This window comes from Enterobacter cloacae complex sp. 402C9 (assembly GCF_050030745.1).
GTDB lineage: Bacteria > Pseudomonadota > Gammaproteobacteria > Enterobacterales > Enterobacteriaceae > Enterobacter > Enterobacter intestinihominis.
The window spans coordinates 2278158-2300997 of sequence record NZ_JBLGUW010000001.1 but is presented as its reverse complement, the minus strand read 5'-3'; the positions used below and the strand labels follow the sequence as shown (position 1 = coordinate 2300997).

Sequence of the window (22840 nt, the reverse complement as noted above, 5' to 3'; positions counted from 1 at the left end):
CGCCGGGCATTATGATTAGCAGAGCGGTTTCACCGCCTCGCGCATGCCTTTGCTTAAAATTGCATCCAGATCCTGCGCAACCTGGTCTACCAGTCCGTTCACCAGAGTGAGATCCTGTTCCCAGTGCTCGCTCACGCTTAACACCGACGATACCAGTTCACGGGTAGTGACTTGTTTGTCGTGATGTTGCGTCCACAGCTGCTGGTAACGTTCAAGCCAGTGCGCATCGTCCTGCACCGGATAGCGCTCACCGTTGCGCTCGGCACGGTAAAATGCAATCAGCGCCGCCAGGGCAAACGTCAGACGTGCTGGCAGTTCACCGGTCGCCTTCTGCCCTGCCAGCAGTTGTGGCAGAATGCGGGTGCGGTACTTGGTCATCCCGTTCAGTGCAATCGACAGCAGCTGATGCTTAATATACGGATTACGAAAACGCCCCGTTACGGCACTGGCGAAGGAGTGCAGCTCATCGCGCGGCAGATCCAGGACCGGAATAATCTCTTCATAAATAGCCTTCTCTACGAACGCGCAAATCTCCCCGTCGTTCATGGCTTCCCCTACCGTATCCAGCCCGGCCTGAAAAGCGACCGGAACCAGCGCCGTGTGCGCGCCGTTGAGGATCGCCACCTTACGCTCTTTATAAGGCTTGATATCGTCAACAATCAGGACGTTGAGCGGGTATTTATCCAGGCGCAATTCAGCTGAAAGTGATTTTGGCCCCTGAATAACAAACAGGTAGAAATGTTCTGCCGTGTCGAGGAAGCTGTCGTGATAGCCCAGCCCGGCTTCCAGCTCTGCCACCTCATCACGCGGAAAGCCGGTAACAATGCGGTCAACCAGCGTCGAGCAGAAGGTGTTAGCGTTATTCAGCCACGCAATGAATGCCGCTGGCAGCGCCCACTCCTGTGCATAACGCAGCACCAGTTCACGCAGGGCATCGCCGTTATAGTCGATAAGCTCACAAGGAATGATGATCCAGCCTTTATCCGCAGCCCCGTTAAAGTGGGTAAAGCGTTCGAACAGCAGACGCGTCAGTTTGGCCGGATAGCTGACAGCTGGCGCATCGTCAAACTTATCGCCCGCGTGATAGCCGATCCCCGCCTCCGTGGTATTGGAGAAGACAAACCGCATCTCCGGGTTATGGGCGAGTTTCAGGAATTCATCGTACTGGCTATAGACGCTGATTTCACGATTCACGGAACGAATAAGACGCGCATCGCTTACCGCTTCCCCCTCCTCATTCAGACCACGAATAATCGTGGTATACAGACCATCCTGGGTGCTCAGCGACGGCGGAAAATCACTCTGGATCGGCCGTACAATCACCACACCTGCATTGAGATCGGTATGCTCGTTTAAGAGGTCGATTTGCCAGTCAACGAACGCGCGGAGGAAGTTACCTTCGCCAAACTGGATGATACGTTCAGGGTAGCGCGCACCGGGGAAATCACGACGGTTGAGTGTGTTCACAATGGAGGTCCTTTATGATTAGTCATACAGCCTGATAAGATTGGTGTGATAACTTATCAAAACTTCAGGACCAGAACCCCTGTCTGGATCAACTCAGGACGCGATGGTGAAAAATATCAAATAAATTTATAGAACACCGAGGTCGCCGTCATGTCCCCGTTCGGCATCAGGGCGTAGCCTGGGATCTCCCCCGCCTTTTGCCAGCCCGCTCTCTGATAAAACGTCTCCGCGCCGCTGCCGGTCGAGGTATCAAGCACCAGCACCGTAAGCGCTTTTTCACGCGCAACCGCCTCCAGGGCTTCCATCAGCGCCATTGCCGCACCTTTACGGCGCGCCTTCTCATGTACCAGAAGTTTCGCGACATCTGCGCGGTGCGGCTGGTTTTCCGGCTGGTCGGTGATCAGCTGGACCGTGCCAACCAGCCCCTGCTCCGCGTCAAAACAGCCCAGGACGGTACGCTCGTCGCGCCCGACGCTGTCTGCGACGCCGAGCCAGAAGGTTTGGGCTTTCTCGGGAGAAAAAGGCAGCATAAAGCTGACGGAGGCGCCGCCGTTTACACAGTTGACGAGGATATCGCTCAGGGCATCAATGTGGGTGAGGATGTCCTGTCGGGAGAGAGGTTTAATCAGCATGGGAGAGTTCATTGCGCGTCCTTAGGTTGAATCTCTCCACTTTGCTATTAACATTTTTGTTACGCAATAAGCGATGACATAGGATTTCGTTATGTCATTTTTCGCCGTGATGTTGCCGCTTCATGGCGTACATTTGCGCATCCGCGTGTTTTAACCATGCCTGCATATCGTTGCGGTGATGATCGAACTCGCTCAGCCCCCAGGAGAACTGTAACGACCAGGAATGCAGCTGACGCGCGTTATACTTCTCCGTTTGTTCGACAAGATACTGCATGGCGATCCAGGCGCCAGGCTCATCGGTATCCGCAAACAGCACCGCGAACTCATCTCCCCCGAAACGTACCAGCATATCGGCCTCGCGGAATGAGGAGCGCATCAGGGCGGCCATCGCTTTCAGGGCTTTGTCGCCCTCCTGATGCCCGAAGCGATCGTTAATGGTTTTGAAATGGTCCAGATCCAGCCAGCCAAGCGTTAACGGTTCTGCCCTACGCTGCGAAACCGACAGTGCAAACTGGGCAAACTGGTTAAACCCGCGTCGGTTAAACAGGCCCGTGAGTTCATCGGTCGTGGCGGCGCTAACGGCTGCAAATTCATCTTCTGCCAGCGCGCTGAGATCGGCCAGTACGGCGGAATCCGCCGCGGTAAACTCACGCGGTGCGTAATCAATGAGACACAACGATCCTACGCACGCCCCGTCACGTAAACGCAGCGGGAAACCGGCATAAAAGCGTACGCCCGGATCTCCCGCCACCTGCGGATTATCCGCAAAGCGTTCGTCCAGCAGCGTGTCAGCCACCACCAGCGGCGCGTCACCCAGGATCGTATGACCACAAAACGAGAGATCGCGAGGCTGGCTGGCGAGTGCCCGCCCGTCGGCAGATTTCACGATCGCAGCGTGGTCATCCACCAGCGTAATCATCGCCAGCGGCACCCTGAAAAAGCGTGTTGCCAGCCGCGTGAGACGATCAAACGCGGGATAATTGTCGATCTCAAGCAGACCGGACTCGCGCAGCGCATTCATGCGCTCCGTTTCATTCACGGGAATTAGAGGTGCTTTCATGACGTCTCCTGACGCTGAGCATTAGTAAAAGCGTAGCTTAAACAGAGACATTGTCAGTTCAGGAGGCACGATTTACCTCAATGACCAGCCAATGATGGATCACGTTGACGATATACTGTTGCTGCTGCGCACTCAGCGGCACGCCCTGCGGGATAGCATGCCACTTAGCCAGACAACCCCGGCAGCAGGTTGCCGTGGCATGCTGGGCGATAAAAACCGGATGGCCGCGCATCGGCGTCTGCTTACCGTCATTCACCGGGTGTGCAGGCGCCAGCCGCGCGGCGACAAAATCAGCGGCATGCTTATCGATAGTGTCAGCGCCCTTATCCCAGCAGTATTGCCGCTCTTTCATCCCTAAATGAAATCGTGAACGAAACGTGGAGCGAGCCAGGCGCGTGAACAGAGGATCTAACGTGGACATCAGTATACGGACCGTCCAAGGCGTTTGGTCAGCTGTTCCAGCGCCGCGACGCCCGCCAGTGAGTTGCCGGTCTCGTCCAGTTCCGGGCTCCAGACGGCAATCGCCATCTCGTGCGGAACAATGGCCACAACGCCGCCGCCAACGCCGGATTTAGCCGGCAGCCCCACGCGCCAGGCAAACTCCCCGGCGTTTTGATACATTCCGCTGGTTGCCATTAAGGCGTTGATCTGCCGGGCCTGCATCGGGGAGACAACGTCCTCGCCCAGATGCGGGGCATGGCCCTGATGCGCCAGAAACAGAAAAGTCTGCGCCAGTTCAACGCAGTTCATCTTCAGCGCGCAGTAATGAAAATAGTTTTGCAGAACCGTGGCGACATCATTATGAAAGTTGCCGAAGGACTTCATCAGCCAGGCGATGGCGGCGTTACGTGCAGAGTGTTCAAACTCAGAGCGCGCTACCACCGGATCGTAGGCGATGTCCTGCACGCCGGAAAGCTGCCGCACAATCTGGAGCATACGCTGGCGCGGCGCGCTCAGACGGCTTTGCAGCATATCGCACACCACCAGCGCCCCGGCGTTGATAAACGGGTTACGCGGCTTACCCTGTTCGATTTCAAGCTGGAGAAGGGAGTTGAAGGGCTGACCGGAGGGATCTTTGCCCACCCGCTGCCAGATCTCCTGCTCGTCATACTGGCGCATGGCGGCAACGAGGCTAAGCACTTTTGAGATCGACTGAATTGAAAAGCGCTCCAGTGCATCTCCCGCCTGAAAACGCTGCCCGTCGACAGTACAAATGGCGATGCCGAGCTTATTACCGCTGATCGAGGCCAGCGCGGGAATGTAATCGGCAACCTTACCCTGCCCCAGTAACGGACGAACCTGCGCCAGAATCTCGTCCAGCATCTCATTATGGATGACCGCAGCCACACTTTGCTCCTTGCCCTCAGGCTAAAACGGGCTGCGAGTATAACAGAGGCTTATACGTCACGTCAGGCAGGGAGACGAAAACGCGAGACGGCCTGCAACAAAAGATCTGACTCCCGATGCAGGCGCTCAGAGGCATTCGACGCTTCGCTAACCAGCACATCTGTCTGACGCGATACCTGATTCAGCGCCTGAAGTTGGCGCGTCATCTGATGAATGCTTTCCCCCTGATTTAGAGTGGCCAGCGAAATATCATTCAGCAGGCTACTTAGATTCGCCACCAGCCCGGTGACCTGCTGGAGATTTTCTTCCAGACGGTTTACCACCTGAGAACCTTCTTCAATGCCCTGTAGCGAGTGGTTAATTAGCGACTGGATGGTTTGCGTAGAGTGACTGCTTTTTCTGGCCAGCAGCCCCACTTCACGGGCGACCACCGCGAACCCGCGCCCCTGTTCTCCCGCATGGGCGGCTTCAATGGCAGCGTTGAGGGCCAGAATATTGGTCTGAAACGCCACGCTGTCGATCATGGCGACGATCCCACGCATCTCTGAGGATCGGTCGACGATCGTCTGCATCGAGCCATTCACCGCTGTCATCATTTGCTCCCCGCCGACGGCAGCCTGTCGGGCTTCATCCGCGCGCGAGCGGGCGAGTTTTGCATAACCCGTGTTCCCCTCAACGTGGGTTTCGAGATCGGCGATATGCGCGGTCACCTCCTCCAGCTCTTTGGCCTGTCGTGTGGACTGCTGATAAAGCTTCTGGTTCCCCTGCGCAAGTGACCCGATATTTTCGACCATAGAGGTAGTGGCCTCGCTGACCTGAGTCACCAGTTGCTGGAGCCCGCGCTGCATGGCGGTAATACTGCCGCTGAGCTGGCTGATTTCACGGTTAAAACGCACAACGTCAGGGGGTATTCCCGACAAATCCCCTGCCGCAAGCTGGTTAATATGGACAATCAGACGGCGTAGCGGGGATATCACCCATTTCGCCATTGCAAACCAGACGGCAATGGCAATAGCCAGCAGCACCAGCGGCGCAAACAGGAACAGCCGTTGCAGGCCTGAGAGTTGTTCCATGAGCGACTGACGCCCCTGTATCGCCTGCTTCTCACTCCGTTGCTGATAACGTGCAAAGTTGTCATTAAAATCGGTCTGAAACGCCTGGGCGGGTACGGCGAAAAAGAGGTCGATGCTGTTGGTTTTCACCAGCCCTTCCGCCTGCTCGCTAATGGCACCGAAGAACAGCTGATAGCTATTAACAAGCCCCTCGTCCTGCGGAGGATTAAGCGCGAGCCAGGCTTGCCATGCCTGCTGAGACGCCGCCAGGGATTTTTGCGCCTCGTCCATCAGGCTATGCCAGCTCCCTTCCGAACCGGTCTCTTTATCCTGCATAAAGTACACCCCGGAGCGGTTGAGCAGATCGCTCGCCGCAAGCAGCGAAATACGCGCCTGATCCAGTCTGCTCTGTTGCTGCCAGGCCAGCTGATTGCGCTGTTCGTTACGCTGGGCTTGATTCAGGGAAGCGGTAAGCAGGAAGGAGGATGAAAGTTGCAGGGCGGAGAAAAGGCCGATAATACAAAAGATGCCGGTCAGCAGGCCAAACTGACGAGGAAAAAAGCGCTGCGCAAGACGACGAAAAATTTGCGTTAGGTTCATAATTTTCTTCTGTAACAATACGTTAGACGCGAGCGAGTCTACGAAACGAAAATGACAGAACCATTGCAAAATAATGACAGGAAACGTGAATTGCCGGGTAGCGGCCTTGCCCTACCCGGCATCAACATTACACGCGATCCTTCCAGACCGTCTGAACGTTACAGAACTCATGCAGACCGAAATGTGAAAGCTCTCGCCCGAAGCCGCTCTTCTTCACTCCGCCAAACGCAACGCGCGCATCGCTTGCGCTGTAGCCATTGATAAAGACTCCGCCGCACTCCAGCTCGCGAGAGAAGGTTTCAGCAAGCGCATCGTTCGCGGTAAAGACCGTCGCTGATAAGCCAAAGTCGCTGTCGTTAGCCAGCTGCAACGCGTGCGACGCATCATTGGCGACGGTAATCGCAGCCACCGGGCCAAACAGCTCCTGACGGAAGGCCGTCATCTGTGGGGTGACGTCGCCGAGTACGGTTGGCGCATAATAGTTACCGGTCCCGGCAAGCTTCTCGCCGCCGAGCAGCAGGGTCGCCCCTTCCGCCAGCGTAGCCTGTACCTGCTGTTGCAGTTCATCGCGAAGATCAAATCGCGCCATCGGGCCAATATAGTTATCTTCCTCATCCGGTGCGCCCATTTTCAGCGCCTTGACCGCGTCAACAAAGCGTTGGGTAAAGGTGTCTGCCACGCCAGCTTCCACAATAAAGCGTTTCGCCGCCGCGCAAACTTGTCCGGTATTCTGATAACGTCCGGCCACGGCCGCGTTGACAGCCAGATCCAGATCGGCATCATTCAGAACGATAAACGGATCGGAGCCGCCCAGCTCCAGCACGCATTTCTTCAGCGCCGCGCCCGCCTGCGCGCCAATTGCCGCACCAGCCCTAACGCTGCCGGTTACGGTCACCGCCGCGATACGCCGATCGTTAATCGCCTGGCTGACGCCGTCATTTGTCGCGTTCACCCAGCCAAAGATCCCCTCCGGGAAACCGGCATCCGCGAACACCTTCCCGATCAGCTCCGCCGAGCCGAGCACATTTGGCGCATGTTTAAGCAGATAGCTGTTCCCTGCCAGCAGGATCGGCACCGCACCGCGCAGCACCTGCCAGAGCGGGAAGTTCCACGGCATCACCGCCAGAATAGGCCCCAGCGGACGGTACTCAATCACCGCATTGTCGACCTGGGTAGATTCCGGGCGCAGCATTGCCGGGCCGTATTCAGCGTACCAGTCGCAAAGGCTGGCGGACTTAGCCACCTCCGCACGCGCCTGCACAATGGGCTTGCCCATCTCCCGGGAGATAGTCTGCGCCATCTCTTCCGCACGGCTACGCAGCGCCGCACCCAGATCGCGAAGTTTTTGCGCCCGGTGCGCCACGCTTTCGCGTCGCCACTGACGAAAACCGGTATCCGCCTGCGCAATGGCACGCTCAACGTCACCGGACGTTGCCCACGGGTAAGCAGCCAGCGTTTCGCCGGTAGCCGGGTTGACAGAGTAGGCATGGGTAGCAGATGAATACGTCATGAAGTTCTCCATGTAATAACAGTTGATTGATTGTGGCCCACTCTGCTATTTCTTAAAAATGAATAATACTCACCACCTTGTTCACGAATCGAGAATGGTATGGACTTAACACAGCTTGAGATGTTTAACGCCGTCGCACTGACCGGCAGCATTACCCAGGCGGCGCAGAAGGTACACCGGGTGCCGTCAAACCTCACCACCCGCATCCGACAGCTTGAAGCGGATCTCGGCGTGGAGCTGTTTATTCGCGAGAATCAGCGCCTGCGGCTTTCCCCCGCCGGGCACAATTTTTTGCGCTACAGCAAACAGATCCTGGCGCTGGTCGACGAAGCGCGAATGGTCGTCGCCGGGGATGAACCGCAGGGATTATTCTCGCTCGGCGCGCTGGAAAGTACCGCCGCCGTACGCATTCCGGAAAGTCTGGCGCGGTTTAATCAGCGCTATCCGCGCATTCAGTTTGCGTTATCCACCGGGCCTTCCGGTACGATGATTGACGGCGTGCTTGAGGGGACGCTCAGCGCCGCCTTTGTCGACGGGCCGCTCTCACACCCCGAACTGGAAGGAATGCCGGTTTACCGGGAAGAGATGATGCTGGTCACCCCTGCGGGCCATGCGGAAGTGTCGAAAGCCACGCAGGTGAGCGGTAGCGACGTGTATGCCTTTCGCGCCAACTGTTCCTACCGGCGTCATCTGGAGAGCTGGTTTCATGCTGACCGCGTAACGCCGGGAAGGATCCACGAGATGGAGTCCTACCACGGGATGCTCGCCTGCGTGATTGCCGGGGCAGGCATTGCGCTGATGCCCCGCTCCATGCTGGAGAGTATGCCGGGGCATCATCAGGTGGCGGCGTGGCCGCTGGCGGAAAACTGGCGCTGGCTCACCACCTGGCTGGTGTGGCGACGCGGGGCGATGACCCGCCAGCTTGAGGCGTTTATAGGGCTGCTAAACGAACGTCAGCCACCAGTGTCTTCTCCATAAACAGGCTCAGCGGATCCTCGTTGTAGGGGGCAAACGCGGGGCGCCGTTCGTATCCACACTGTTGATACAGACGAATGGCGGCGTGTTGTTTGATCCCCGTCTCCAGCCGGACGGTGTGGCAGCAGCGGCTGAGGGCTTCATCTTCCAGCGCCGCCAGTAATTTATCACCCAGCCGTTGCCCGCGATGGGTTGGATCAATATAGACCCGTTTCATTTCCCCGGTCCCGTCCCCGTTCAAAACAACAGCGCCACACCCGACGGCGTTAAGCTGAGTGTCACGAATAATCATCAGGATCAGCGAGTCGTCCGGCAGTTCGGTTAAATCCAGCAGATGATTACTTTCCGCGGGATAGAGAACGCTTTGATAACGGTCCAGCGCCGTAATCAGGGCGAGAATATCTGGATGATGGGCGGATTCAGCGGTAATAGAATACATGGCAGGCTCCTTGTCGTTTTCGTTCAACATACCGCCCGCCCTGTATACCGGCGTCATAGTTTTTAATGATGACCGTAATCCTGGAGACGAAGGAAAATTTTCCCCTTCATATACAGCGTGGCCTGCCCGCCAATAAGCACACGGTCGCCTTTCAGCTCGCAGCGCAGATCCCCGCCACGGGAGGAGACCTGGCGGGCCGACATCTGCGTTTTTCCAAGCTTTTCGCTCCAGTACGGGATCAGCATGCTGTGCGCTGATCCCGTCACCGGATCCTCCGGTACCCCTTCCCCCGGGCAGAAGAAGCGGCTGACGAAATCATACTCATCCCCCGGCGCCGTAACGCAGACCATTTTCCCCAGCGGGAGCATGGCTGTGATATCCGGCGTCAGCGCCTCCACCTGCCGCTGGCTGTCGAGCACCACTATGTAATCGCGCCCTGCACGCACCTCTTTTGCCGCGTTAATGCCCAGCGAGCTGAACAGCACTGGGGGTGGAGTATCGACAACCTCGGTTGACCACGCCGGGAAATTAAGCGTCAGCCAGTCGCCGCTGCGTTGTACCGTCAGTTCGCCGACAAAGCGCGTGGTGAAGGTGATTTCCGTATGTGGATAATCTAGGTATTCGAAAATAACGTGAGAAGCCGCGAGGGTTGCGTGGCCGCAGAGGTTAATTTCATCCTGCGTGGTAAACCAGCGCAGTTCAAACCCGTTATCCGTTCGGACAAAGAACGCCGTCTCTGACTGATTATGCTGCTTCGCCATCTTCAGCAGCGTCTCATCCGGCAGCCACGCTTCCAGCGGACACACCGCCGCCGCATTGCCGCCGAACGCCCTGTCGCTGAAGGCATCCACCAGATAAAAATCAATTTCCTGCATCGTTGGTTCCTCTTAGATTTATTCAGCGCAGAAATAATGTGCCCTTCAGATACAGCGCCGCCTGCCCGCCCATCCGCACGCGGTCGCCTTTCAGTTCGCAGCGTACGTCACCACCACGGGCAGAAACCTGACGGGCAAACATCTGTGTTTTGCCAAGCTGTTCACTCCAGTAAGGGATCAGCATGGTGTGCGCGGAGCCGGTGACAGGATCTTCCGGCACGGCCACGCCCGGCGAGAAGAAACGACTGACAAAGTCGTATTCCTCCTCGTCCCGGGCGGTGACGGCCACTTTATGTTCCCCCGGCGTCATGGCGGAGAAATCCGGATTAATGGCTTCCACTTGCTCGCGGCTCTCCAGTACCAGCACCCAGGCGCGGCCTTTTCGCGCCTCGACGTAGTGGCTGATACCGAGTGCGGTGAGCATCTCCGGTGGCGGCGTCTGTGCCTGCGTCGGGCAGGCCGGGAAGTCAAGCGTCATCCAGTCACCTTCACGGCTGACGGTCAGGCGACCAGAAGCGGTGTCAAAATGAAGGCGTGAGTCCGGATAATCCAGTTCGTTATACAGAACATACGCCGCGGCAAGCGTCGCGTGACCACACAGATTAACCTCGGTGAGCGTGGTGAACCAGCGCAGCTCAATCCCCCCTTTGGTGCACACAAAAAACGCGGTTTCCGACTGGTTATGCTGTTGTGCCATCCGCAGTAACGTCTCATCCGGTAGCCACGCGTCGAGCGGGCACACCGCCGCCGGGTTGCCGCCAAAGGAGGACTCGCTGAACGCATCTACCAGATAAAAATCAATCTCCTGCATTGTGTTACCGCCTGTTTTTGTTGTGTTGTTCTTTATCTTCAATGAAAACAACCGCGTTCGCTACCGCTGCATGAAGGTAAATTTTGTGATTCACATCACATAACGGTTGAGTTTTCGCCGTTTAAGGCTTTAAGATCGTCTCCTCATCTTTCAGGCAACGAATCCCAGATATCCCTATGACAACACACACGGTTTCCCGCAGGGTCGCGTGGCTACGCGTGGTCACGCTCGCCATCGCAGCGTTTATTTTCAACACCACGGAATTTGTTCCGGTTGGGCTGCTGTCCGACATTGCAGCCAGCTTCCATATGGAAACGGCACAGGTTGGCATTATGCTGACCATCTATGCATGGGTGGTAGCGCTGATGTCGCTGCCGTTTATGCTGCTGACCAGCCAGATGGAACGTCGTAAGCTGCTGATTGGGCTGTTTGTGGTGTTCATAGCCAGCCATGTGCTGTCATTTATGGCATGGAACTTTACGGTGCTGGTGATCAGCCGCGTCGGCATCGCGTTTGCCCATGCCGTTTTCTGGTCGATCACCGCATCGCTCGCCATTCGTCTCGCCCCGGCGGGGAAACGCGCCCAGGCGCTGAGCCTGATTGCCACCGGAACGGCGCTGGCGATGGTGTTAGGCCTGCCGATCGGGCGCATTGTGGGTCAATACTTCGGCTGGCGCACCACCTTCTTTGCCATCGGCATGGGGGCGCTGATCACCCTGGTGTGTCTGATCAAACTGCTGCCAAAACTGCCCAGCGAACACTCCGGCTCGCTGAAAAGTCTGCCGCTGCTGATGCGTCGACCAGCGCTGATGAGCATCTATCTGCTGACCGTGATTGTGGTGACCGCCCATTACACGGCCTACAGCTATATTGAGCCGTTTGTTCAGGTTGTGGCGGGCTTTAGCGCTAACTTCGCCACCGTTCTGCTGCTGATCCTGGGCGGCGCGGGGATTATCGGCAGCATCCTGTTCGGGAAGCTGGGCAATAAGCACGCGTCTGCGCTTGTAAGCAGTGCGATTGGCCTGCTGCTGGCGTGCCTGCTGTTACTGATGCCTGCGGCAGGCAGCGAGAGTCATCTGGCGATCCTCAGTCTGTTCTGGGGCGTGGCGATCATGATTATTGGTCTGGGAATGCAGGTCAAAGTGCTGGCCCTGGCCCCGGACGCCACGGACGTAGCGATGTCGCTGTTCTCGGGAATTTTTAATCTGGGAATTGGGGCCGGTGCGCTGGTGGGAAATCAGATCAGCCTGCATGTATCGATGTCGGCCATTGGCTATCTCGGGGCGATTCCCGCGCTGATTGCGCTGATCTGGTCGGTGCTTATCTTCCGTAAATGGCCGGTCGCGATGGAAGAACAGACCAGCCACGGTTGACGTTAGTTGTGCCGGGTGGCGGCTTCGGCCTACCCGGCCCAGGTTATTACGGACTTGTAGGCCGGGTAAGCGCAGCGCCACCCGGCGATGTCCTCAGTGATACGTCTTAATGATCTCCAGCACGCCGTTAATAATAAACTGCACGCCCATACAGACCAGCAGGAAGCCCATCAGACGGGAGATAGCTTCAATCCCCCCCTTGCCCACCCAGCGCATAATCGCCCCGGAGCTGCGCAATGACCCCCAGACGATAATGGCGATAAGCGCAAAAATGATCGGCGGCGCAACGGTAATAACCCAGTGCGGAAAAGTAACACCATCACGCACCGTTGAGGCGGAACTGATGATCATCGCAATCGTTCCCGGCCCCGCCGTGCTCGGCATGGCTAACGGCACAAACGCGATATTGGCGCTCGGTTCGCTTTCAAGCTCCTCCGATTTGCTTTTGGCTTCCGGCGATTCATGCGCTTTATGCGCCGGGAACAGCATCCGGAAACCAATAAACGCCACAATCAGCCCACCGGCGATACGCAGACCGGGAATCGAAATACCAAAAGTATTCATCACCAGTTGTCCGGCGTAATAAGCCACCATCATAATCGCGAAGACGTAGACGGAGGCCATCCTCGACTGCTGGTTGCGCTCCGCGCTGTTCATGTTACCCGCCAGCCCCAGAAAGAGCGCCACGGTCGTTAACGGGTTCGCCAGCGGAAGCAACACCACCAGCCCAAGCCCCACTGCTTTAATCAAATCCAACATAATGCACCGCAGTCCTTATCCTTATTCATTACCGCAATTATAGGGGGAAAGTCTCGTCCTGAGCTATCCGCGCAACGTAACCATAATTGTCCCGCGTAACTAATAACCCCAGATTATCTATATGATTTAAAAGCGTACAGAAAAAGTTCCTGAAGCGTTTTAGCAATTCGTGGCATCGGCTGATCCATTCAGTTGACTTATACTTGCCTGAGCAATAATATCTGCCGTGACTAAACTACTTGCCAGGGCAACCATTGTGAAAAGCACCAGTGATCTCTTTAACGACATAATCCCACTGGGTCGTCTTATTCATATGGTTAACCAGAAAAAAGATCGCCTGCTCAATGACTACCTGTCACCGCTGGATATCACCGCAACACAGTTCAAAGTGCTGTGTTCCATTCGCTGCGAAGTGTGTATCACGCCGGTTGAGCTGAAAAAGGTGCTCTCTGTCGATCTGGGTGCGTTGACCCGCATGCTGGATCGTCTCGTCTGCAAAGGATGGATAGAACGAAGCCCTAACCCGAATGACAAACGTGGCGTACTGGTGAAACTGACCAGCGATGGCGCGGCCATGTGTGAGCAATGTCATCAATTAGTAGGACAAACACTGCACCAGGAACTGACAAAAAACTTAACGGCAGATGAAGTGGCAACGCTTGAGCTTTTACTCAAGAAAATCCTGCCGTAAACAGAAAAAGAGGTATGACGATGTCCAGACGCAATACTGACGCTATCACCATTCATAGCATTTTGGACTGGATCGAAGATAACCTGGAATCTCCACTTTCCCTTGAGAAAGTGTCTGAGCGTTCAGGTTACTCAAAATGGCACCTGCAACGGATGTTTAAAAAAGAGACCGGCCATTCATTAGGACAATATATTCGCAGCCGTAAGCTGACGGAGATTGCCCAAAAACTGAAAGAAAGCAATGAGCCGATCCTCTATCTGGCGGAACGTTACGGATTTGAATCGCAACAAACCCTGACGCGTACGTTCAAGAACTACTTTGACGTGCCGCCTCATAAGTACCGTATTACCAGTATGCCGGGTGAATCCCGTTATCTGTATCCGCTAAAACATTGCAGTTAATCATCGCCTGTTAAGACGTAACCGAGGAAATCATGAAATTTATCGCCTCCGCCGCCCTCACCTTGCTGGTGCTGGTTTCCGGCCAGAGCTTCGCGGAGCAAACCCCCAGTGCGGGGCAGCAAAATAATCGTGACACCATGATTATGCCGTCCACGCAAAACCAGTCGCCCTGGGACTTCAATCACATGGGCGCTGGCAGCGACAAATCCGACGAATTAGGCGTGCCGTATTATAATCACGACCTGTAATTCGTTTTTGCCCCGCTAATGCGGGGCTTTTTTCTGCCTTAACTCCGCACCCGCGTCGCCCGACGCACCCGCAAACCAAAGACGTTGATATACAGCCCGGCCATAATCAGCCCTGCGCCACACAGTTGCAGCGCGCTGAGCGTTTCATCCAGCAACAGGGCGGCGCTGGCAAGCCCGACCACCGGAACCAGCAGCGATAACGGCGCCACGCGCCAGGTTTCATAGCGTCCGAGCAGCGATCCCCAGATGCCGTAGCCAATGATTGAGGCGACTAATGCCAGGTAGATCAGCGACAAAATGGTCGTCAGGTCGATCTCCACCAGGCTTTTCAGCATCACCTGCGGTCCATCCAGAATAAACGACGCGACCATAAACGGCACAATGGGGATCAACGCGCTCCAGACCACCAGCGACATGATCCCAGGACGCGACTCATGCTGCATTATCAGCTTGTTAAAGATGTTGCCGCACGCCCAGCTCAGCCCCGCCGCCAGGGTGAGCATAAAGCCCAGCAGCGCGACATGCTGACCGTTGAGGCTGCCTTCTATCAGCACCAGCACGCCAAAGACCGCAAGGCTAATGCCCACCAGCTGTTTGCCCTGCAAACGTTCGCCAAAGACAAACGCGCCGAGAATAATGGTAAAGAAAGCCTGCACCTGAAGCACCAGCGAAGCCAGACCCGCAGGCATACCGAATTTGATGGCGCAAAAAAGAAACGCAAACTGACCAAAGCTGATGGTGAGGCCGTAGCCCAGCAGAAGCTTCAGGGGAATCTTTGGGCGGGCAACGAAAAGCAGCGCCGGGAAGGCCACCAGCAGGAAGCGCAGACCCGCCAGCATGAGTGGAGGCATGTTGTGCAACCCCATTTTGATGACCACAAAATTGAGTCCCCACACCACGACAACCAGTAACGCTAACAGCCCGTCTTTCCGCGTCATTTTCCGCCCCTGAATTATTAAATTTTTGTAAACACTTCAAGGTAACAGAAAAAATACCCCCGCGAGAAGATCATTAATTCTGGTACTGAGGAGAAGCACTTGCGGATAAATTGGGTGCTATACAAGCTGCCGATCCCATGATAATCCTGTAATAACACAACAAAAAAAGCATAAGCATTTGTCGGGCAGGAAAATGAAACCATCAATCAGGCGCTCAACCGCAGCGCTGCTGGCATCGTCATTGTTATTAACAATTGGCCGCGGGGCAACGCTGCCCTTTATGACCATATATCTCACACGCGTGTACGATATGAGCGTGGAGAATATTGGCTATGCCCTTACCGTGGCGTTGACCATTGGCGTGGTGTTTAGCCTGGGGTTTGGCATCCTGGCGGACAAGTTCGACAAAAAACGCTATATGCTGGTCGCCATCGTGGCCTTTATCGCCGGGTTTGTGGCCATTCCGCTGGTGAATAACGTGACGCTGGTGGTGTTGTTCTTTGCCCTGATTAACTGCGCCTATTCCGTCTTCTCAACGGTGCTGAAAGCGTGGTTTGCCGACGTGCTGACCTCCAGCGAAAAGGCGCGCGTTTTCTCACTCAACTACAGTTTCCTGAACATCGGCTGGACGATTGGGCCGCCGGTTGGCACTCTACTGGTGATGTACAGCCTGCAACTGCCGTTCTGGCTGGCGGCCTTCTGCGCCGCACTGCCGCTCGGGTTTATCCATTTCTTTGTGCAGAAAAGCGTAGCGTCTGACAGCGTGGAGGAAAAAGCGCCGTGGCAGCCCTCGGTGCTGCTGAAGGACCGGGCGCTGTTCTGGTACACGCTCTCCGGCCTGCTGGCGTCCTACGTGGGCGGATCGTTCGCCAGCTGCATTTCCCAGTACGTCCTCGCCGCGTATGCGGACAGCGATTTCGCAGAAAAGGTGGTGGCCGTTGTGTTGCCCGTCAACGCGGTGGTGGTGGTCACCCTGCAATACGCGCTTGGCCGCAAGATCTCCGCAAGCAACATCCGCCCGCTAATGACAGCCGCAACGCTCTTTTTCATCCTCGGGCTGGGCGGGTTTATGCTTTCCGGCGAGAACCTGATTTACTGGGGGATTGCGGCGGCGATTTTCACCCTGGGTGAAATTATTTATGCTCCGGGTGAATACATGCTGATCGACAATATCGCCCCGCCGGGCATGAAGGCGAGCTACTTCTCCGCCCAGGCGCTGGGCTGGCTGGGCGCGGCGGCGAACCCGATGATCACCGGGCTCATCCTGACCCATCTGCCGCACTGGTCGTTATTTATTATTATGATGGCCGCCATCATTGCGGCGTGGCTGATGGTTTTGCGCGGGATGCGCGTGAAAAGTGAAGATAGCGTGTCGGGTGGCGCTGCGCTTACCCGACCTGGAAAACCCTAATCCCACGCCGGGTAAGGCTAAGCCCCCACCCGGCAAATCCAACAGCCTAGTGGTGCAACATCTCCTCCACCACCTGCTCTTTGTACATCTCGTTCGGGTAGTAGGTCGGCCAGTTATCCATCTCTTTCAGCAGCGCCTCGTGGGAGGTGTTGCCCATAAAGATATGGAAGTGTGAAGAGGCTTTCGGCCCGATGGTATGATCGCTGAACTGCACAAACTTAGGCGCCTGGCTTGCCTTATCCTTACATTCAAACTGGTAGCGCACGCCTTTTTTCCCCGACGCATAGGTCAGAATTTTATAACCGCTGTAGTCATAGCGGCAGCTGCTCACCGTTTTGCCTCTGTGGAATTCCATCACGTTGTTTTCAATGCCGATGGCGTCCACGTCCGTCGCGTAGCCCTTACGGTAGTAGGCTTTCACCTCGGCAGCGGATTTTTCCCCCTTCTGCGCTTTCTTTTCGAAAACCGGATCCAGCGAACCATCAAGCAGGAACGGGTAAACAGACTGCCAGGTCCCGTCCCAGTCAGACAGCGTCCTGTCCCTGACGTCTTTATCCTCAAAGACGCCGTTTGCCGCCTTCTGTTCCGCCTCCGTCATCTGATGACCGTGCGAATGGGCAAAAAGCGAGCCGCTTACCAGCAGCGTTCCCAGAGTCAGCGCAATTTTTCCAAGTTGTGCAGCCACAGCAAAACCCTCATTCCGTGTTATAAGAATGAGGATGTTATAGTATAACATTTCAGATCGCAACCAGTCCGCGAACCCCCTCCTGCTCCATGTTCTCACCGCGCCCCTGCTGGACGATGCTGCCGCGCGACATCACCAGATAGCTGTCGGCCAGCTCCGCCGCAAAATCATAAAACTGCTCCACCAGCAGGATCGCCATATCCCCCCGGTTCGCCAGGCTGCGGATCACCTGCCCAATCTCTTTAATCACCGACGGCTGTATACCTTCCGTGGGTTCATCCAGGATCAGTAACCGTGGACGGCTCGCCAGCGCGCGACCAATCGCCAGCTGCTGCTGCTGACCACCGGAAAGATCGCCTCCGCGACGGTGTTTCATCTCCTTCAGCACCGGGAAAAGCTGCCAAATCTCCTCCGGCACGCTCCTTGCGTTTCCCGCGGAGAAGCGCGACAGTCCCATCAGCAGGTTTTCTTCTACGGTCAGACGCGGAAAAATCTCCCGCCCCTGCGGAACATACGCCACGCCGGACTGCACCCGCTGGTGCGGTTTACTGTGAGTGATGGTCTTTCCCTGCCAGACCACCTCCCCGGCTTTCACCGGGATCAGCCCCATCAGGCACCTCAGCAGTGTGGTTTTCCCCACCCCGTTGCGCCCCAGCAGGCAGGTAACTTCCCCGACCACCGCCTCAAAGCTCACCCCGCGCAGAATATGACTTCCGCCGTAGTACTGATTCAGCTCGTTAACCTGTAACATCCCCTCTCCTTAGCGTCCCAGATAGACGTCAATCACCTGCTCATTGGCCTGTACCTCGCGAAGCGAGCCTTCTGCCAGTACGCGCCCCTGATGCAGCACCGTGACGTGGTCGGCGATGGTCTCGACGAAGCCCATATCGTGCTCAACCACCATCAGCGAATGCTTGCCTGCCAGAGTTCGGAACAGCTCGGCTGTGTATTCCGTCTCTGCGTCGGTCATACCGGCGGCGGGTTCGTCCAGCAGCAACAGATGCGGATCCTGCACCAGCAGCATGCCGATCTCCAGAAACTGCTTCTGCCCGTGGGAAAGCAGCCCGGCGCGGCGATCGCGCTCGCTGCCAAGCCGTAGCAAAACCAACATCTCGTCAATGCGGTCGCGCTGCTCGCCGCTTAGCGTAGCCCGCAGGCTCGCCCAGACGGACCTGTCGGCTTTCATGGCGATTTCGAGGTTTTCCCCTACGGTCAGCGCTTCAAACACGGTCGGCTTCTGGAACTTACGGCCAATGCCCTGACGGGCAATGGCCGCCGGTTCAAGGGCTGTCAGATCGATGGACTGATCGTAAATAGCCTTCCCGCTTTTTGGCCGGGTTTTGCCGGTGATCACGTCCATCAGCGTAGTTTTACCGGCGCCGTTAGGGCCAATGATGCAGCGCAATTCTCCAATGCCGATATTAAGTGAGAGATCGGTCAACGCCTGAAAACCATCGAAACTGACGTTAATGGCGTCGAGCTGTAACACCGGATCAGTCTGCTCACGGTAACGATCGCCCGGTAGCTGGCGGGTAAAGAGTCCTTCAGAGGGCTGCATTAATTCTCTCCCTTACGAAACAGACCGAACACGCCGCGCGGTAAAAAGAGCGTCACGGCGATGAAAATCAGCCCAAGAAACAGTTGCCAGTACTCCGGCATCGCCACGGTGAAAACGCTCTTCGCACCATTGACCAGCGCCGCACCAATCACCGGGCCTACCAGGGTGCCGCGCCCGCCCAGCGCCACCCAGATGGCCGCTTCAATCGAGTTGGTCGGCGACATTTCACCCGGGTTGATAATGCCCACCTGCGGAACGTACAGCGCTCCCGCCAGGCCACACAGCACGGCGGAAAGCGTCCAGACCAGCAGCTTGAAGCCGCGCGGATCGTAGCCGCAGAACGTCAGACGATTTTCCGCATCGCGCACCGCCGTTAAAATGCGGCCAAATTTACTCTTCGCCAGGGCGTAGCCTGTGCCCAGGGCCAGAAGCAGCAGCATGACCGTTGCGAGAAACAGCGCGATCCGCGTGGTGGTCGCCGTGACGGAAAACCCGAGCAGCGTGGTAAAGCCGGTAAAGCCGTTATTGCCGCCAAAGCCGGTTTCGTTGCGAAAGAACAGCAGCATGCCCGCATAGGTCAGCGCCTGGGTCATGATGGAGAAATAGACCCCTTTGATCTTCGAGCGGAAAGCAAACCAGCCGAAGACCAGCGCCAGCAGGCCGGGGATCGTCACGATTAACACCAGAGCCCAGGCGAAATGCTGCGTTCCCCACCAGAACCAGGGCAGTTCGCTCCATGAGAGAAACGACATAAACGCGGGCAGCCCGTCCCCGGCCGCCTGGCGCATCAGGTACATGCCCATCGCATAGCCGCCCAGGGCGAAGAATATGCCGTGCCCCAGCGAGAGCATACCGGCATAGCCCCAGACCAGATCGAGGGCCACGGCGACAATTGCGTAGCAGAGGATCTTGCCGATAAGCGTCAACATCCACGTCGAAACGGCCAGCGGATGGGTGGCGGGTAACAGCGCGAGAAAAGGCAACACCAGCAGCGCCGCAACCAGCAGACTGCCGAAGATTTGCGCGGTGCGCGGTGCCCTGCGCGCCAGTGTTAAGGTCAATGGCTGGCTCATCAGTCTGTCACCCTCCCTTTAAGTGCGAATAACCCCTGCGGACGTTTCTGGATAAACAGAATGATCGCCGCCAGAATCAGGATCTTGCCCAGCACGGCGCCCATCTGCGGTTCAAGAATTTTATTGAAGATCCCCAGACCAAAGGCCGCCGCGACGCTACCGGCCAGCTGGCCGACGCCGCCGAGCACCACCACCAGGAACGAATCGATGATGTATCCCTGGCCCAGCTCCGGCCCCACGTTCCCCAGCTGGGACAACGCCACGCCGCCCAACCCGGCAATGCCGGACCCGAGGCCAAATGCCAGCATATCTACCCGTCCGGTGGGAACGCCGCAGCAGGCCGCCATGCTGCGGTTTTGCGTCACCGCCCGCACGTTGAGACCCAGACGCGTTTTGTTCAGAATGAGCCAGGTGAAGAACAGCACCAGCAGTACAAAGCCGAGCACCACAATACGGTTCCAGGGCAGCGTCAGGTTGGCGAAAACCTGCACCCCGCCGGACAGCCAGGCCGGGTTAGCGACCTCAAGGTTCTGGGCGCCAAAGGTCATTCGCACCAGCTGGATAAGCATCAGGCTGATCCCCCAGGTGGCGAGCAGGGTTTCCAGCGGGCGGCCATAAAGATGGCGTATCACCGTGCGCTCCAGCACCATTCCGATGCCTGCGGTCAGGCAAAACGCCACCGGCAGCGCCACCACCGGATAGAGCGCCAGCCACTGAGGCATCCACTGCGCCATTACCTGCTGCACCATCCAGGTGGCATACGCCCCGAGCATCAGCATTTCACCGTGAGCCATGTTTATCACCCCCAGCAGACCATAGGTGATAGCCAGCCCGAGCGCGGCCAGCAAAAGTACCGACCCCAACGACAGGCCCATGAAGGCCTGCCCCAGCAGTTCGCCCCACATCAGCCGGTGCTGAATACGCTCCAGGCTCTCAGCGGCGGCGGCACGTACCCGTGCGTCCGGCTCGGTTTGCGTCCGGGTGAACGGCGTCAGCGTGGCCTGCACGTCCGGATCGTCAGACTGTCCCAACAGCTCAACAGCCTTGAGCCGTACTTCAGCCTGTGGGCTCGTCAGCTGGAGGTTTGCCAGCGCCAGCATCAGCGACTGTCGGGCGACGTCGTCCGTTTCGCTACTGGCCCGCTGTTGCAGAAAGCCGAGCATATCCGGCTGGGCGTCACGCTGAAGTTGCCGCGCGGCATGACGCCTTTCGGTGACACTGTCACTGACAAGCTGATGCGTCGCCAGCGCCGTGACGGTTAACACGCGCAGTCGGTTGGTCAGCCGCACGGCTTTGGTCGATCCTTCGGCGCTTTTTGCCGCGCCCAGGGCAACCATTTCGCCGTCGATGCGGGTAAATGCCTTCTTCTGGCTGTCGGTATAAAGGTTCTCCTGTTGCAGCGCCTTAAGCAGCGGCAAACGTGCAGGTTCCGGCGTGGCTGCCCAGCGGGTCAGCATGGCGGTTTGCTGGCTGCGGCTAGCGGCAACGAAATCATCGGCATCCGATGCCTGCGCCATCCCTGGCAGCAGTCCGGTAAGCCACACAATCGCAATCATCATGCGTATGGCGTTCATGACGTCTCTCCCTGGTGGTGGCTTAGTTGCTGGCGGTTTTCATCGGCTGGTCAGGCTTTTTGTCATTCCCGGCGATAAACGGGCTCCACGGTTGAGCGCGTACCGGCTGTTCGGTTTGCCAGACGACGTTGAACTGGCCGTTGCCTTCAATTTCACCAATCATGACGGGCTTATGCAGGTGGTGGTTGGTGGCGTCCATGGTCAGCGTAAAGCCGGACGGCGCGTTGAACGACTGGCCCGCCATTGCCGCGCGCACTTTGTCCACGTCGGTTGTTCCCGCTTTTTCAACCGCCTGCGCCCACATATGCAGGCCAACGTAAGTCGCTTCCATCGGATCGTTGGTGACCACGGTATCGGCATTCGGCAGCTTATGGGCTTTCGCGTAGGCTTTGTAAGCCGCGACAAAGGTCTGGTTGGTCGGGTTGTCGACGGATTCAAAGTAGTTCCACGCCGCCAGGTTACCCACCAGCGGTTTGGTATCAATGCCGCGAAGTTCTTCCTCGCCCACCGAGAACGCCACCACCGGCACGTCTGTGGCTTTCAGCCCCTGGTTCGCCAGTTCTTTATAGAAAGGCACGTTGGAATCACCGTTGATGGTGGAGACCACTGCCGTTTTGCCGCCTGTGGAGAACTTTTTGATACTGGCGACAATGGTCTGGTAATCGCTATGACCAAATGGGGTGTAGACCTCTTCAATATCTTTATCTTCAACGCCTTTCGAGTGCAGGAAGGCGCGCAGGATCTTGTTAGTAGTGCGCGGGTAAACGTAGTCCGTACCCAGCAGGAAGAATCGCTTCGCGCTGCCGCCGTCCTCGCTCATCAGGTACTCCACCGCCGGGATCGCCTGCTGGTTAGGCGCCGCGCCGGTATAGAAGACGTTAGGTGACATCTCTTCACCTTCATACTGCACCGGATAGAACAGCAAACCGTTCAGCTCCTCAAAAACCGGCAGAACCGATTTACGCGATACGGAGGTCCAGCAGCCAAACACCACGGCGACCTTATCCTGGCTCAGAAGCTGGCGGGCCTTTTCGGCAAACAGCGGCCAGTTGGATGCCGGGTCAACCACCACCGGCTCCAGCTTTTTCCCGAGCACGCCGCCTTTAGCGTTGATTTCATCGATGGTCATCAGGGCGACATCTTTCAGGGGCGTTTCTGAAATGGCCATCGTGCCGGAGAGAGAGTGCATAATCCCGACTTTAATGGTCTCTGCGGCCTGGACGCCAAAGCTCATTCCCATGGCGATGACGGAGGCGGACAAGGTGAACGCTTTAATAAAGGTACGACGGTGCATATTTTCACTCCTGAAAAGAAAGCTGTGCGAAGACGTCCGTTACCGCCGGACGCAGAAAAAAGTAACG

Annotated in this window: 24 protein-coding genes; 6 read left to right on the top strand and 18 right to left on the bottom strand. The window is 56.9% G+C overall.

Annotated features, from left to right (window positions below):
* Nucleotides 1-15: 15 nt before the first annotated feature.
* From ACQG1K_RS11005 to sad, 7 genes are all read right to left on the bottom strand, one after another.
* Nucleotides 16-1467: a tagaturonate reductase gene (locus ACQG1K_RS11005; RefSeq protein WP_063148883.1), complete on the bottom strand. Its 1452-nt coding sequence runs from the start codon at nucleotides 1465-1467 to the stop codon at nucleotides 16-18.
* Nucleotides 1468-1583: 116 nt separating this feature from the next.
* Entirely contained in the window at nucleotides 1584-2111 is a 528-nt protein-coding gene (locus ACQG1K_RS11000) for a GNAT family N-acetyltransferase (protein ID WP_367074556.1), read from the bottom strand.
* Nucleotides 2112-2193: 82 nt separating this feature from the next.
* Nucleotides 2194-3159: a sensor domain-containing diguanylate cyclase gene (locus tag ACQG1K_RS10995; protein ID WP_108367553.1), complete on the bottom strand. Its 966-nt coding sequence runs from the start codon at nucleotides 3157-3159 to the stop codon at nucleotides 2194-2196.
* 58 nt (nucleotides 3160-3217) lie between these two features.
* Nucleotides 3218-3580, bottom strand: a complete 363-nt coding sequence (locus ACQG1K_RS10990; RefSeq protein ID WP_022648114.1) for a DUF4186 domain-containing protein — start codon at nucleotides 3578-3580, stop codon at nucleotides 3218-3220.
* Nucleotides 3580-4506: a glutaminase B gene (glsB, locus tag ACQG1K_RS10985; RefSeq protein ID WP_003857165.1), complete on the bottom strand. Its 927-nt coding sequence runs from the start codon at nucleotides 4504-4506 to the stop codon at nucleotides 3580-3582. Before glsB ends, ACQG1K_RS10990 begins: the two co-directional genes overlap by 1 nt.
* A 62-nt stretch (nucleotides 4507-4568) precedes the next feature.
* Nucleotides 4569-6158, bottom strand: coding sequence for a methyl-accepting chemotaxis protein (locus ACQG1K_RS10980; RefSeq protein ID WP_023300101.1), 1590 nt, complete (start codon nucleotides 6156-6158; stop codon nucleotides 4569-4571).
* Nucleotides 6159-6285: 127 nt separating this feature from the next.
* A complete protein-coding gene (gene sad, locus ACQG1K_RS10975; protein ID WP_367074560.1) occupies nucleotides 6286-7668 on the bottom strand; it encodes a succinate-semialdehyde dehydrogenase in 1383 nt (460 codons plus the stop codon).
* A 99-nt stretch (nucleotides 7669-7767) separates the two neighbouring features.
* On the opposite strand from sad, the gene ptrR reads away from it, so the two are divergent.
* On the top strand, nucleotides 7768-8646 hold the full coding sequence (gene ptrR, locus ACQG1K_RS10970; protein ID WP_045622741.1) for a putrescine utilization regulator PtrR: 879 nt from the start codon (nucleotides 7768-7770) through the stop codon (nucleotides 8644-8646).
* On the opposite strand, the gene ACQG1K_RS10965 is transcribed toward ptrR, so the two are convergent.
* From ACQG1K_RS10965 to ACQG1K_RS10955, 3 genes are all read right to left on the bottom strand, one after another.
* Nucleotides 8600-9082 carry a GNAT family N-acetyltransferase gene (locus tag ACQG1K_RS10965; protein ID WP_032622224.1) on the bottom strand — a complete coding sequence of 161 codons (483 nt, stop codon included), beginning with the start codon at nucleotides 9080-9082 and terminating at the stop codon, nucleotides 8600-8602. The genes ptrR and ACQG1K_RS10965 overlap by 47 nt on opposite strands.
* Nucleotides 9083-9144: 62 nt before the next feature.
* Entirely contained in the window at nucleotides 9145-9957 is an 813-nt protein-coding gene (locus ACQG1K_RS10960; RefSeq protein ID WP_058676651.1) for a PhzF family phenazine biosynthesis protein, read from the bottom strand.
* A gap of 22 nt (nucleotides 9958-9979) precedes the next feature.
* Nucleotides 9980-10768 (bottom strand): PhzF family phenazine biosynthesis protein, encoded by a 789-nt coding sequence (locus tag ACQG1K_RS10955; protein ID WP_367074563.1) that lies wholly within the window; start codon nucleotides 10766-10768, stop codon nucleotides 9980-9982.
* Between the two features lie 176 nt (nucleotides 10769-10944).
* Here ACQG1K_RS10955 and ACQG1K_RS10950 point away from each other — a divergent pair, with 176 nt between their 5' ends.
* Nucleotides 10945-12141 carry a sugar transporter gene (locus ACQG1K_RS10950; RefSeq protein ID WP_022648106.1) on the top strand — a complete coding sequence of 399 codons (1197 nt, stop codon included), beginning with the start codon at nucleotides 10945-10947 and terminating at the stop codon, nucleotides 12139-12141.
* A 93-nt stretch (nucleotides 12142-12234) separates the two neighbouring features.
* Here ACQG1K_RS10950 and ACQG1K_RS10945 read toward each other — a convergent pair whose 3' ends face one another.
* The gene (locus tag ACQG1K_RS10945) at nucleotides 12235-12900 is read right to left on the bottom strand and encodes a MarC family NAAT transporter (RefSeq protein WP_022648105.1); all 666 of its coding nucleotides are present in this window, start codon (nucleotides 12898-12900) and stop codon (nucleotides 12235-12237) included.
* 256 nt (nucleotides 12901-13156) lie between these two features.
* Between ACQG1K_RS10945 and marR the strand changes: the two genes are divergently transcribed.
* Genes marR through marB form a run of 3 tightly spaced genes read left to right on the top strand, consistent with a single transcriptional unit; the run spans nucleotide 13157 to nucleotide 14240 of the window.
* Nucleotides 13157-13591 (top strand): multiple antibiotic resistance transcriptional regulator MarR, encoded by a 435-nt coding sequence (gene marR / locus ACQG1K_RS10940; RefSeq protein ID WP_020884159.1) that lies wholly within the window; start codon nucleotides 13157-13159, stop codon nucleotides 13589-13591.
* Between the two features lie 20 nt (nucleotides 13592-13611).
* Nucleotides 13612-13992 (top strand): MDR efflux pump AcrAB transcriptional activator MarA, encoded by a 381-nt coding sequence (marA, locus tag ACQG1K_RS10935; RefSeq protein ID WP_001303241.1) that lies wholly within the window; start codon nucleotides 13612-13614, stop codon nucleotides 13990-13992.
* Nucleotides 13993-14024: 32 nt separating this feature from the next.
* Entirely contained in the window at nucleotides 14025-14240 is a 216-nt protein-coding gene (gene marB / locus ACQG1K_RS10930) for a multiple antibiotic resistance protein MarB (protein ID WP_003857184.1), read from the top strand.
* A 38-nt stretch (nucleotides 14241-14278) separates the two neighbouring features.
* Here marB and eamA read toward each other — a convergent pair whose 3' ends face one another.
* Complete coding sequence (gene eamA / locus ACQG1K_RS10925; RefSeq protein WP_367074566.1) at nucleotides 14279-15178, bottom strand: O-acetylserine/cysteine exporter; 900 nt, start codon at nucleotides 15176-15178, stop codon at nucleotides 14279-14281.
* A gap of 193 nt (nucleotides 15179-15371) precedes the next feature.
* On the opposite strand from eamA, the gene ydeE reads away from it, so the two are divergent.
* Nucleotides 15372-16589, top strand: coding sequence for an efflux MFS transporter YdeE (ydeE, locus tag ACQG1K_RS10920; RefSeq protein ID WP_063152187.1), 1218 nt, complete (start codon nucleotides 15372-15374; stop codon nucleotides 16587-16589).
* Between the two features lie 46 nt (nucleotides 16590-16635).
* Here ydeE and zinT read toward each other — a convergent pair whose 3' ends face one another.
* From zinT to urtA, 6 genes are read right to left on the bottom strand one after another with little or no spacing between them, the layout of a single operon-like run.
* A complete protein-coding gene (zinT, locus tag ACQG1K_RS10915) occupies nucleotides 16636-17274 on the bottom strand; it encodes a metal-binding protein ZinT (RefSeq protein ID WP_367074568.1) in 639 nt (212 codons plus the stop codon).
* 52 nt (nucleotides 17275-17326) lie between these two features.
* Nucleotides 17327-18025: an urea ABC transporter ATP-binding subunit UrtE gene (gene urtE, locus ACQG1K_RS10910; RefSeq protein ID WP_023300094.1), complete on the bottom strand. Its 699-nt coding sequence runs from the start codon at nucleotides 18023-18025 to the stop codon at nucleotides 17327-17329.
* A 9-nt stretch (nucleotides 18026-18034) separates the two neighbouring features.
* Nucleotides 18035-18832 carry an urea ABC transporter ATP-binding protein UrtD gene (gene urtD, locus ACQG1K_RS10905; RefSeq protein WP_367074570.1) on the bottom strand — a complete coding sequence of 266 codons (798 nt, stop codon included), beginning with the start codon at nucleotides 18830-18832 and terminating at the stop codon, nucleotides 18035-18037.
* Nucleotides 18832-19905: an urea ABC transporter permease subunit UrtC gene (urtC, locus tag ACQG1K_RS10900; protein ID WP_367074572.1), complete on the bottom strand. Its 1074-nt coding sequence runs from the start codon at nucleotides 19903-19905 to the stop codon at nucleotides 18832-18834. The genes urtD and urtC overlap by 1 nt, the downstream gene beginning before the upstream one ends.
* On the bottom strand, nucleotides 19905-21479 hold the full coding sequence (gene urtB, locus ACQG1K_RS10895) for an urea ABC transporter permease subunit UrtB (RefSeq protein WP_032624268.1): 1575 nt from the start codon (nucleotides 21477-21479) through the stop codon (nucleotides 19905-19907). The genes urtC and urtB overlap by 1 nt, the downstream gene beginning before the upstream one ends.
* Before the next feature lie 22 nt (nucleotides 21480-21501).
* Complete coding sequence (gene urtA, locus ACQG1K_RS10890; RefSeq protein ID WP_023306184.1) at nucleotides 21502-22773, bottom strand: urea ABC transporter substrate-binding protein; 1272 nt, start codon at nucleotides 22771-22773, stop codon at nucleotides 21502-21504.
* Nucleotides 22774-22840: the final 67 nt, after the last annotated feature.